The organism is Streptomyces sp. NBC_00425 (genome assembly GCF_036030735.1).
Classification (GTDB): Bacteria; Actinomycetota; Actinomycetes; order Streptomycetales; family Streptomycetaceae; genus Streptomyces.
On the sequence record NZ_CP107928.1, the window covers coordinates 371,257 to 383,330 of the forward strand.

Sequence of the window (12,074 nt, forward strand, 5' to 3'; positions counted from 1 at the left end):
GGGCGGGAAAAAATCCAGGGGGTCCCGGCCGACACCGTAGGCGCCGACGGTGTCGGCCGCCCCACAGCGACTGCGAGTCGACGATCGCCGCCGTCCGCGCACGGCTGCAGGCGTACACTGCTGGCAAATCACCTTTTGAACTATTTTAACCTTGCAATTCTGGCAGGGGCGTAGCCAGAACCGTCGGATCCGGCGTCCGATCTGCCCGCAAGGTCCGCGGTGAGCGGCCGTCGGCAACCTCAGGAGGGCGCGCGCGGATGAGATAGGCGCCAGGAGGAAGATTTCTCGATGACCCGGCCTGATGACACGCGCACCGCGGCGGCCCGGATGTTCGCCGAGGCCGGCGCGTTCGGCGAACTCCTGGCCGGGATCGACTGGGCGGCGACACCGCTCGGGCCCTCCGAGTCCTGGCCGGGGCCCCTGGTCGACACCCTGCGCCTCATGCTCACCTCTGAGCACGGGATGGCTCTGTACTGGGGCGCCGAATTCGTCACGCTGTACAACCTGGGCGCCGCACCCATTCCCGGCGCCAAACACCCCTGGGCGCTCGGCAAACCCTACAAGGAGGTGTTCCCCGAGGTCTGGGCCCCCGTGAGTTCCCACTTCCACTATGTGACCGACACCCGCAAGCCCTTGCTGATCCCGGATGAGCCACTCATCATGGAGCGCCACGGCTTTTTGGAGCAGTGCTACTTCGACTCCTCCTTCCAGCCCGTGCTGCTGAACGACGGCACCGCCGGTGGCGTGCTGCAGATCCTCACCGAGACCACCGGCCGGGTGCTGGGCGAGCGCCGGCTGCGCCTGTTGAGCGAGACTGGCGCCCGCACCGCCGGGCTGCCCACCCCGGACGAGGTCGCCCGCGTAGTCGCGGAGGTGCTGGGCTCCTATCCCGAGGAGATCCCGTTTCTGGGCCTGTACCTAGCCTCCGGGCCGGGGATGCTGCGGTCGGCGGCCTCCGCCGGGCTCCGGCCGGCGCCCGAGGCCGTCTCGCTGAGTGCGGTCGACGGGTCAAAGATCGCGACCCGGCTGGCGCAGGTCGTCGCCGACGGCGCCCCTGCCACGCTGCCGGCTGCCGCGCTCACCGGCGGCAACACCGCCGGGCAGCACGCCGCGGCCTCCCGGCTCCCGGTCGAGCACGCGCTGGCTCTGCCCCTGGAGTGTGCGGGGCGGGTGGGAGGCGTCCTGGTGGTGGGCGTCAACCCCTGCTACCCACCGGCCGGGGCCTACCGGGACTTCTTGGAGGTGCTCGCCGCCGCCGTGGCCGGGGCGCTGACGGCCGCGCTCGCCCACGACGAGCAGCGGCGGCGAGCGGAGGCGCTGACCGAGCTGGACCGGGCCAAGACCACCTTCTTCGCCAACGTCAGCCACGAGTTGCGCACCCCGCTCACCCTGCTCCTGGGCCCGCTCCAGCAGGCCCTGGCCGACGAGGACCGGCCCGAGCGGCGCGAGCAGCTGGAGCTGGCCGAACGCGGCGCCCTGCGCCTACTGAAGCAGGTCAACACCCTCCTGGACGTCGCCAGGGCCGAGGCCGGGCAGATGCACCCGGCCTTCGAGCCGGTCGACCTCGCCGGTGCCACGGCCGAGCTGGCCGGGGTGTTCCGCTCCGCCTTCGAAGCGGCCGGGCTGACGCTGGAGGTGGACTGCCCGCCGCTGCCCAAGCCGGTCTCCCTGGACCGGGAGATGTGGGAGAAGATCATCCTCAACCTGCTCAGTAACGCCCTGAAGTTCACCTTCACCGGTGGCGCCCGGGTGCAGGCGGCCGCGGTTGGCGACCAGGCCCGGCTGACCTTGACCGACACCGGCACCGGCATTCCCGCTGACGAGTTGCCGCGCCTGTTCGAGCGCTTCCACCGGGTCCGCGGCGCCCGCTCCCGCTCCCACGAGGGCAGCGGCCTCGGCCTGGTGCTGGTGAGGGACTTGGTGGAAGCGCACGGCGGCACCGTCAGCGTGGACAGCCGGCCCGGTCAGGGCACCACCGTCACCGTGGACCTCCCCTTCGCCGCCGCCCACCGGCCCGGCCCGGCCCCGCCCGCGGCCGGCGCAGGATCCCCCAGGGAAGGCGGAGGCGGCCGGCCCGGTCGCGCCGCGGCCTATGTGGACGAGGCGCTGGGCTGGCTGGCGGCCGACCCCGTCCCCGCCACCCCCGCGGCAAGCACCCCGCACGCCCCCGCGACCCACGATGCCCCCGACGGCCCCGGCCCGCACGAAACCGACCGCCTCCACCCGGCCCGCCTGCTGGTCGTCGACGACAACGCCGACATGCGCGCCTACCTCACCCAGCTCCTGCAGCCCGACTACGACGTGCTGCTCGCCGCCGACGGCCAAGCCGCCCTGGACTTGGCCCTGGCGCAGCCGGTGGAGCTGGTGCTCAGCGACGTGATGATGCCCGGCATGGACGGCTTCGAGTTGGTCCGGGCGCTGCGCGCCGACCCGCGCACTGCCCGTCTGCCCATCGTCCTGCTCACCGCCCGCGCCGGCGAGGAGGAAGCCGTGCAGGGCCGACAGGCCGGCGCCGACGACTATCTGGCCAAACCCTTCTCCGCGCGCCAGCTGCTGGCGCGCGTCCGCACTGGGTTGGAACTGTCCCAGCTGCGTGAACAGGTCCTGACCGAGACCCGCAACCAGCTGGCCGTGCTGGCCACTCTGGCCGACGCGGGTCTGCGGCTGTCCGCCACCCTCGACCCGGACCAGATACTGCAGACTGCCGGACAGATCCTGCTGCCCGACTTCGCCGACCAGATCAGCATCCACCTCACCGCCGCGGCACCCGCCCCGGCGCAGTCGCCCCCGGCGTACATCGCAGGCACCCCTCTTCTTGCCCGCGAGGCCCTGGCCACCGCGGCCACCCACGCGATCAACGGCACTGCTCCAGCCCCAGCCGTCCCACACCCGGCGCCCGCCGCCGTGCTGGCCCTGCCGCTGCAAGCCCACGACCGGACACTGGGGGCCCTGGTACTGGTCCGGCACACCGACTACTCCGCGGTCGAGCACAAGTATCTGGAGAACCTCGCCCACCGCCTGGCCCTCGCCTACGACAACGCCGCCCGGTACCACAACGAGCGCCGCCTCGCCCTGACCCTGCAGCGCGCCCTGCTGCCCCACCGCCTGCCCCAGGTGCCCGGGGTGCGCCTGGCCACCCACTACCGGGCCAGCAACCGCGGCGCCGAGGTCGGCGGCGATTGGTACGACGTGCTCGCGCTGCCCGATGGTGCCGTGGGGCTGGCCATCGGCGACGTCATGGGCCACGACGTGGAAGCCGCCACCGTGATGGGCCAACTCCGCTCCGCCCTGCACAGCCTCGCCATGGAGGGCGCCAGCCCGGCCCAGGTGCTGGCCAGGCTGGACGCCTACCTGCAGTCGCTCGCCACCGACCGCTTCGCCACCTGCCTGTACGCGGTCTACAACCCACACCGCCACGACCTGCGCTACGCCGCCAGCGGGCACCTGCCGCCCCTGCTGGTAGCCGCCGACACCGCCTACCTGGAGCTGTCCCCGGCGCTGCCGCTGGGACTGGGCAGCACCCCAGTCGACCGCGAGGTGGCGTTCCCGCCCGGCACCAGCTTGCTGCTATACACCGATGGCCTGGTGGAGAACCGGGTGCTGTCCCTGGACGATTGCCTGGCGGCCCTGCGCCAAACCTGCGGCGCACTGCCCGCCGCCGCCCGCACCGACCCCCAGCAGATCACCGAAGGGGCCCTGGAGCTGCTGAACACCCCCGACCAGGTCGACGACGACACCGCGCTCCTCGCCGCCACCGCCGAACCAGCGTGTCGAACCGGCGACCCGCAGGCTGACGGAAGTGCCGAACAAGCGACCGCTACCGCTCGTAGTCATTGCTGAGGACGCTGCGGATTTACTGATCCACTGAAGGTCTTTGCCCAGGTCACGAGCTGTCCGGCATAGGCGGAGTCGGCCCAGACGATGGTGATCTCGGGGTGCATCAGCCGCAGCCGGACCAGCACTTCCTTGGCCGCGTTGGGGCGCCGCGGCATAGACCAGTTCGGAGTCGGTCAGCACGGGTGGTCTGCCCATCGCGACCCTCCCAGTTCGTCGTCGATTTCACGTACAGCACGGTCAAGAGGGTGTTCAGATCATGCGGTGACGCAAGATCTGAACACCCTCTGCTCATCTGATGGAGTACTGGCTACGGAGTGATGCTCAGGCCGCTGAAGTTGGCCGTACCCGAGATCTTGGTGTCGTGGGCGCTGTGGAAGACGCCCGCGTCCTCGGTCGCGTTGGCCCCGGACAGGTTCACCGCCGAGCCGACCTGGGTGAAGGTGGTCCCGTTGGTGGAGTAGTACCCGCTGACCTGGTTGCCCGTGCGGGTGAGCCGCAGCCAGAGCGGTGCCTTGATGCCCGTGATCTTCGCCTCGGTGTCGAGGTATCCGTCGCCGTTGGAGTCGTATTCGCGAACGACTCCGTTGCCCGGCGTCACGGCCATGACCGCGTACCCCGCCGAACTGCCGGCACCGGCGATGCTGTTACGCACCATGATGCCCGCTTTCGCCCAGGAGTTGGCGTCGTCCAACTGGTCCACCTTGACGGTCACGGTGGTGCCGCTGCTGAACGACTGGCTCTGGTAGACGGCCCCGTACTGGTCGTCGTGCTGCCCCCCACCACCCCAGACGTCGGCCCCGGTACCGGTGATCGCGATCTGGCTCTGGTGCTGGTCGAGGATGGCCGGGATGTTCGCGTATCCGGCGAGCGGGAGCGTGGTGATGCTCAGGTTGTCGAAGGTGGCCGTGCCCGGGACGTTGACGTCGTGGGAGGAGTGGAAGACGCCCACGTCCTCGGTCGCGTTGGCCCCGGACAGGTTCACCGCCGAGCCGACCTGGGTGAAGGTGGTCCCGTTGGTGGAGTAGTACCCGCTGACCTGGTTGCCCGTGCGCGTGAGCCGCAACCAGACCGGTGCCGTGATGCCCGTGGTCTTCGCGTTGGTGTCGAGGTATCCGTCGCCGTTGGAGTCGGACCCGAGAACGACTCCGTTGCCCGGCGTCACCGCCATGACCGCGTACCCCGCCGAACTGCCGGCACCAGCGATGCTGTTACGCACCATGATGCCCGCTTTGGCCCAGGGGTTGGTGTTGTCCAGCTGGTTCACCTTGACGGTCACGGTGGTGCCGTTGGTGAACGCTTGGCTCTGGTAGACGGCCCCGTACTGGTCGTCGTGCTGTCCGCCGGCACCCCAGACGTCGGCCCCGGCTTCGGTGATCGCGAACTGGCCGCCCGCCTGACTGAAGGTGGCCGGCGAGTTCACCGCGAAGGTGGAGTAGGGAGCGGTCACCGGGTACTTGAGGTACTGGTACGCGGGTTCCAGACCGGCCGCGTTCATGACCGCTTGGGCGCCCGCCGGCCAGGCACCGCCCGTGACGATCTGCGTGCCGCTGACCACGTTGCCACGAACCCCGTTGACGACGTCACCGTCCCTCGTGGTCCAGTTGTCGGTCAGGGTGAAATTACCGGTGTTGGAGTTAGTGGGGGCGTTCGCGTGGACGTAGTCTCCGCTCCCGTTGAAGACGTTGTTGGTGGCGGACAGGTATCGCGATCCCTCGTCGAAATACATGCCGTGGTTGCCGCCGGCGGTGCAGTAGTTCCGGTCGATCACACTGGAGGGGCTCGCCGACAGGGTGTAGACGCAGCCGGCGTCGTTCATCGACTGCAGGAAGTTGTGCACGTAGTTGGCGACCACCGAGTTCCCCGAGGCCGTCGTCGGGGTGTTGTACACCGGCTGATAGTTGTACAGACCCCGGTTGGCGTAGTCCGTGCTGCCGCCCACGTCGTTGACTCCCCACCCGAAGCCGAGGGCGATGCCGGAGTAGGGGAGGTTGTACGCCTCGTTGTGGCTGATCTCTGCGTTGGTGGTGTACGTGGCGAGAATCGCGGCGTTGTCACGGTAGTCGATGGCGACGTCGTGGATGAGGTTGTTCTTGATGGTGATGTTCTTGTTCGTCATCCGGGCGTCACTGGGGTGATGCGCGTCTTCCTGGGATCCGCCGACGATGATGCCGCCCGCTGCGATCTGGTTGAAGAGCGAGCCGACGACGGTGATGTCGCCGGCTCCCAGGCCGACGCCCGAGGTGTTCGCGTTGGCGTCCTCGCCGATACCGAGGCCGTACTGGCCGATGCCGACGAACTTGTCGGCGCTGAACGTCACGTGGTTCGCTGCGGACACCTGTACCGCCGCGGGCATCTGCAGCCAGACGGGGCGGGTCGCCTCGAACAGGCTGCATCCCGCTTTGCAGGAGTTGAAGGCATCCGCCGGCCTGTTCCAGTTGCCCTTGATGTACCCGCCGGTCTGCTGGTCGGCCCAGCCCTCGTTGGTGCTCGGGTGCAGCCAGCTCGTGTGGGAGAACTGCACACCGACGAAGGACAGATCGTGGGCCGGCGCGTCGTAGGTGCCGCCGACGCTGATGAGCGACTCCAGCCGCGGCAGCTCCACGTCAGCGGTACTGAGGTCCTGCCCCGTCAGCGGCTTGTAGTAGAGGTAGCCGGTGGCGGTGTTCAGATACCACTCCCCTGCGGCATCGAGGAATTCGTAGGCGTTCTCCAGGTACGCCGGTCCCTTGCGGAACGGGGACTGGACGGTGTCCCAGCCCCAGGTGTTGTTGTCCCAGGCGGGCTGCTGCATGGTGGCCGTGTTGTTGCTGATGCTCTGGACCGGCATGTAGCGGTCGGTCCAGCTGTCGAGCGTCTCGAGCTCCACCCGGCTCTGGTTGGCCAGCGAGTTCAGGTAGCTCAGTGCGGAATTGGTGAAGGTGAACCCGGTCGAGGTGAAAGTCAGGTCGGAGCGGGTGACCTGGGTGCGCGCCCGGGTGGCGAGCAGGCCGTCGACGTAGAGCTGGCGGGTGTCGAAGCCGGTACCGACGTTGGCGCGCCAGATGTCCTTGGTCGCGTCGAACTGCGACCAGCCGGTTATCTTCTGCGCCCCCGAGATGATCGGGTTCGCTCCGGGGGCGGCCTTCCACACCACCGTGTGGCCGTTGTTGCCCGAGTCGGCGGCGGTGAAGGAGAGCGGGGCGGAGAGGCGGTAGGTACCGTCCGCCAACTGCACGACGATGTCGCCGGTCATGCCGGCGTTGACCGCACGCACCGAGGTCTGCGCCTGGGTGATCGAACACGGCTGTGTCACGGAGCAGGCGGTGCCGGTGCCTGAGGGCGACGCGTAGAGCGTCGTCATGGTCGCGGCCTGCGCCGTTCCGGCGGACGCGACTGCGGAGAGCAGGGCGCCGACGAGCGCCGTCGCCGCGGTCGCGGCACGTATCCGCAGCTTGGGGCGGCGCGATGGGATGGTTCTTCGGAGTGAAAGCACGAGGGCTCCTTCGGTGATGCGCACCGTGCCTGGTCCCATCCCGGTCGCGACCCGGCGGACTTCGGCCATGTTTCACCGGCGTTTCGCCGGGCGGACGGAACTTCATCATATGAATGACATAATCTGCAAGGTGTATGCTGTGCTATTTCCTGATCACGAGGAGCCGCACGTGGCCAGTACCCCGGCCGGTCGTCAACGACTGGCGCCTGCGCCCTCGGAGGGGTCGCTGGGAGCCGTGCCCCGACGGCAGACTGGCAGGCTCAGTGACACTGTGGTGACCTATCTCGTCGACCGGATTGTGGGCGGGACCTATCCGCCGGACTCCGCGCTGCCCATCGAGGCGATGCTGTGCGAGGAGTTCGGCGTCAGCCGGACCGTCGTGCGCGAGTCGGTGAAGGTACTCGAAGAAAAGGGGCTGGTCACGGCGGCGCCCGGACGCGGTACACGGGTACGCGAGCCGCAAGAGTGGAATCTTCTGGACCCTGTCGTCCTGGAGGCCCGGGTCCGTCACGACCAGACGCTGACGATCCTCGACCAGCTCGTCACCGTACGGATCGCCCTGGAGGCCGAGATGGCCGCCGAAGCGGCCGGCCGCATCACCGACCTCGAACTCGCCCAACTCGAGGAGCGGGCCACCGCGCTGCGGGCGGCACTGGACGACCCGGCGCGCTACGGCGAGGAAGACGCCGCCTTCCACGAGATCATCATGAGGGCTTCCGGGAACCTCCTGGGACAAGCGATCATCCGCAGCATTCACGGCAAGGCCCGCCTGTCCCGCCTCTACCACGGTCACGCAACCCGGGACGGCTTGACCGTGTCCCTGGGCGAACACGTGGCAATACTCGAACTGCTCCGGCATCGTGACGCCGACGGAGCCGCCCGGGCGATGCGCGAGCACATCGCCCGGGCGTGGGCGAGCCGCCGGCCGACCCCGCAGACGTGACGTTACCGACGGCCCCACGTCCGCCGGCACCGACCAGTTGGGCCACTGCGCTCCTCCACAGGGGCCCGCCTCATAGACCTCACAGTGGCTAGTGCACTCATAGACCTCACAGTGGCTAGTGCAGAGGGGAAGACGGCGTGCCAATTTCCCGTCGTCCTCAAGGTTCGTCCCCGCAGGGCCCGAATCGTTGCAGGTGGGCCACCGAAGCCCCCTCTTCGAGAGGGGTGCGTCGCGGCCCGCAGGTTCTCCCTGTCCTGAGCCGGGAGTGCGCCGTACCGCTCCCCACTCTCATCTTGAACGACGGCAGCAGCGGACACTGACTCCAGGTCGGCCTCGGCTCGACCCGCTCGCCATGCTCATCCAGTGGCCGGTCGCCGGCGGCGCCGATCAGGACAGGCGACTCGTCACCCTGTGACAGCCCCTCCGGCATGTGCCGGCACAACGGTCAGCCGAACAGGCGCCGCTGGATCTCCCGTCGGTAGTCTTCCAGCGTCCGGTCGAGGTGTACGGCCGTGGCCTCGGCGGCCTCGTCGGGTCGGCCGTCGCGAATGGCGCGGTAGATCGCCTCGTGTTCCTCGACCGCGGCCGCGGTGCCCTCGCCGAAGGTGTCGTGGACGATCGCGCTGGACTGGCGCTGCAGCCGACGAGCTTCACGCACCGCGCTGCCGAGGAAGGTGTTGTGCGAAGCCGCGGCCACCGCGGCGTGGAAGTCGTCGTCGGCCTGATTGAAGACGCCGACCTCACCCTGGGCGTACCCGTGCCGGCACTGCTGCATGGCGACCTCGATGGTGCGCAGTTCGGCAGGCGTGGCACGGGTCGCCGCGAGCCTGGCGGCGGCCATCTCCTGGACCCTTCGGAACTCGAACAGCATGAGCACGTGATCGAGGTCGACGGGCCGGAAGAAGCCGCCCCAGCGGCTGGTGATCAGCATGCCTTCGTCGTCCGCGACGAACAGTCCGCGCCCCTTGTGCGCCCGGACCCTGCCGAGCGCCGAGAGGATCTTCACGGCATCCCGGACAATACCCCGGCTGGTGTCCAGCTGCTGGGCGAGGTCGTGCTCCGTTGGCATCCGGTCGCCGGGGACCAGACGCGACTGGGCGATGAACTCGAGGATCCGCTCCGCCACGACCTCGTATCCGGGCCGGTAGTCGCGCCGCTCGTCCGCGCCGTTCACCACTGCTGGGACGGCGGGCGTGTCGTTCATGTGTCCTGCCTCCGGTTGATTGCGACGACGGTGACTGATCAACCTTAACCGCGTTCATCGCACCGCAGACACTCCAATGAGTCGTACTCATTTGCCACTCTTGATGATGGATCCATGCGTAGATCGGGGTCTTTTGCGCTGCTTTAGCTGCATATATGACTCACAGTAGTCGCCTTGGTGTGCCTGCTGAATCTCAAGAAAAGACTCATACATCCCTTGACTCGGCCTTCGATATGGCAGCTAATTTCTACCGCGGCGGTGGCAGAGCCGTCAGCCTCACGCAAATCGAGTGGAGTCGCTCATGTCCGTCTACAAGCCTTCGGTCGCCCGGGAGACAGGGACCAGCAGGAGACGTGCCGCGTTGCTGGCCGGCTGTGCGGCCACCGTGCTGCTCACGGTGACCGCCTGTGGCGGGGGTGGCGGTTCGGCCGGCACGACCAAGGACGGATTCGCGCAGGCCGCGCAGAAGGACGGGGCGTTGACCGTTTGGGTGGACGCGACGCGCATGGACGCCGCGAAGCTGTACCAGGCGACGCACCCGAGCGTGAAGATGGACATCGTCAGCTACGACGGTGACGCCAACGGGTCCAACTACCTTCAGACGAAGGTCCAGTTGTTCAACCGCACGGGCAAGGGCTGGCCGGACGTCGTCTTCAGCTCCCAGAACAACGAGGCGAGCTGGGCGGTGGACGCGGGCTTCGCGGCGCCGCTGAACAAGGGCCTGATCCCGGACGCGACCCTCGGCGGGTTCGCCAAGGGGGCCAACGACGTCTGCACGGTCGACGGCACCCTGTACTGCCTGCGCAACGACCTCTCCCAGGCGGTGCTCTGGTACAACGCCCCGCTGCTGAAGAAGTTCGGCTACGCGGTCCCGGCGACGTGGGAGGAGTACCAGGCGCTCGGGGAGAAGGTCGCCAAGGAGCACCCCGGCTACCTCGTCGGCGACGCGGGTGACTCCTTCACGCCCGAGATCTATCTGTGGGCGAGCAAGTGCGGCGCCAACCACATCACCGGCCCCAAGACCGTGTCGGTGAACACCACCAGCGAGGCCTGCACCAAGATGGCCAAGCTGCTGGACACGCTGATCAAGAACAAGTCGATGTCGATCAGCGGCGTCTTCAGCACCGACTTCGGCAAGAACGAGGCCGACAAGGTCCTGCTGATGCCCGGCCCGGCGTGGTACGGCGGCGCGGTGTTCAAGGACGGTCTCAAGACCCCGGCCAAGCAGATCGCGGTGGCGCCCATGCCGCAGTGGCAGGGGGACAGCTCGCCGTCCACGGGCAACGTCGGCGGCGGCACCTGGCTGCTGTCCAAGCACTCCAGCCACATCAAGGCGGCCACCGACTTCCTGAAGTGGGTCACCACCGACAACGCCTACCAGGGCGAGAAGGCCCCGGGCTTCCCGGCGTACGCGCCCGCCGCCGAGAACTGGCTGAAGGCGCAGGCCGCCTCCGGCTACTACGCCAGCGACCTGAGCGCCCTCAAGGCCGCCTCCTCGCAGGTGTGGTCGGACTGGGGCTCGGGCCAGTTCAGCCAGGAGGCGATCTGGGCCGCCACCGTCAAGCCCGGCATCACGCAGGGCAAGACCATCGAATCGCTGCTGCCCGCCTGGCAGGACTCGATCGTCAAGTACGCCAAGGCCGACGGATACAAGGTCTCCCAGTGACCGTCGCCCCCTCCTCGGCCGGCTCTGTCCGGGGGCGCCCTCGCGGCACCTCCCGGCAGAGCCGGGCCGGCGTGGCCTTCGTCGCCGGCTACGTACTGCTGCTGATCGCCTTCGGCGTCCTTCCGACCTGTTACGCGATCTACTTCGCGTTCACGAACGCCGGCGGCGCCTTCACCGGCATCTCCAACTTCGTCACCACGGCACAGGACTTCCGCTTCGTCGACTCCCTGAGCCACGTGGCCCTGTACCTGGTCTTCTGGCTGGTCTCACTCGTGGTGTTCGTGGTGGTCCTGGCGCTGCTCCTGCACAAGCTGTCCTCGGGACCGGTCAGCCAGGCACTGCGCTTGCTCTACTACATCCCCGGAGCACTCGCCGGCGCCGCGAGCGTCCTGGTGTGGCTGTTCATGCTCGACCCGACGGTCAGCCCGGTCAGCTCCCTGCTGGAGACGCTGGGCTTCCACACCTTCGGTGAGGTCATCGCCCCGGGAAACCTGGCGCTGCTGTTCACGATCATCGCGTTCTGGACCGGCGCGGGCGGCTGGATCGTCGTCATGTACGGCGCGCTCAACAACATCCCCAAGGACGTCATGGAGGCCGCGCGCATCGACGGCGCGAGCAGCTGGCAGACCGCCTGGCACATCCAGATCCCCATGCTCCGCAAGTGGATCGTCTACATGGTGATCCTGGCCTTCGCGGGCGGCGCGCAGCTCTTCGTCGAGCCGCAGCTGCTCTCCCTCGCCAGCACGGGCGTGGCCGGCCGCGACTACTCGCTCAACCAGCTCACCTACGACTTCGCCTTCCAGATGAACAACATCAACGGCGCCGCCGCGGTCTCGGTGGAACTCCTGGTCGTCAGCGTGTCGGTCGCCGGTGTCTTCGTCGCACGATCGGGGTTCTTCGATGCCGACTGAGACCCGACCCACTCCCCTTGCCACCGCCCCACGCACGGAAC

Annotated in this window: 6 protein-coding genes and 1 pseudogene; 4 read left to right on the forward strand and 3 right to left on the reverse strand. The window is 68.5% G+C overall.

What is annotated here, in order from left to right; genetic code table 11:
* Positions 1–288 precede the first annotated feature (288 nt).
* A complete protein-coding gene (locus OHS82_RS01635) occupies positions 289–3,840 on the forward strand; it encodes a SpoIIE family protein phosphatase (RefSeq protein ID WP_328433072.1) in 3,552 nt (1,183 codons plus the stop codon).
* 32 nt (positions 3,841–3,872) lie between these two features.
* Here OHS82_RS01635 and OHS82_RS01640 read toward each other — a convergent pair.
* Positions 3,873–3,971: pseudogene (locus OHS82_RS01640) on the reverse strand (IS5-like element IS4811 family transposase); the annotation flags it as partial.
* A 173-nt stretch (positions 3,972–4,144) separates the two neighbouring features.
* Entirely contained in the window at positions 4,145–7,309 is a 3,165-nt protein-coding gene (locus OHS82_RS01645; RefSeq protein ID WP_328433073.1) for a right-handed parallel beta-helix repeat-containing protein, read from the reverse strand.
* A gap of 271 nt (positions 7,310–7,580) precedes the next feature.
* On the opposite strand from OHS82_RS01645, the gene OHS82_RS01650 reads away from it, so the two are divergent.
* A complete protein-coding gene (locus tag OHS82_RS01650; protein WP_328433074.1) occupies positions 7,581–8,252 on the forward strand; it encodes a FadR/GntR family transcriptional regulator in 672 nt (223 codons plus the stop codon).
* Between the two features lie 445 nt (positions 8,253–8,697).
* On the opposite strand, the gene OHS82_RS01655 is transcribed toward OHS82_RS01650, so the two are convergent.
* Positions 8,698–9,456, reverse strand: coding sequence for a FadR/GntR family transcriptional regulator (locus tag OHS82_RS01655; RefSeq protein ID WP_057575086.1), 759 nt, complete (start codon positions 9,454–9,456; stop codon positions 8,698–8,700).
* Between the two features lie 301 nt (positions 9,457–9,757).
* On the opposite strand from OHS82_RS01655, the gene OHS82_RS01660 reads away from it, so the two are divergent.
* Together OHS82_RS01660 and OHS82_RS01665 are read left to right on the forward strand one after the other, a co-directional pair.
* Complete coding sequence (locus OHS82_RS01660; RefSeq protein WP_328433075.1) at positions 9,758–11,122, forward strand: ABC transporter substrate-binding protein; 1,365 nt, start codon at positions 9,758–9,760, stop codon at positions 11,120–11,122.
* On the forward strand, positions 11,119–12,033 hold the full coding sequence (locus tag OHS82_RS01665) for a carbohydrate ABC transporter permease (RefSeq protein WP_328433076.1): 915 nt from the start codon (positions 11,119–11,121) through the stop codon (positions 12,031–12,033). Before OHS82_RS01660 ends, OHS82_RS01665 begins: the two co-directional genes overlap by 4 nt.
* The last annotated feature ends 41 nt before the right edge of the window (positions 12,034–12,074 follow it).

Bases quoted from the DNA above. Each gene is read 5' to 3' on its own strand.
- OHS82_RS01635 (WP_328433072.1), top strand. From the start codon at position 289: ATGACCCGGCCTGATGACACGCGCACCGCGGCGGCCCGGATGTTCGCC.
- OHS82_RS01655 (WP_057575086.1), bottom strand. From the start codon at position 9,456: ATGAACGACACGCCCGCCGTCCCAGCAGTGGTGAACGGCGCGGACGAG.
- OHS82_RS01660 (WP_328433075.1), top strand. From the start codon at position 9,758: ATGTCCGTCTACAAGCCTTCGGTCGCCCGGGAGACAGGGACCAGCAGG.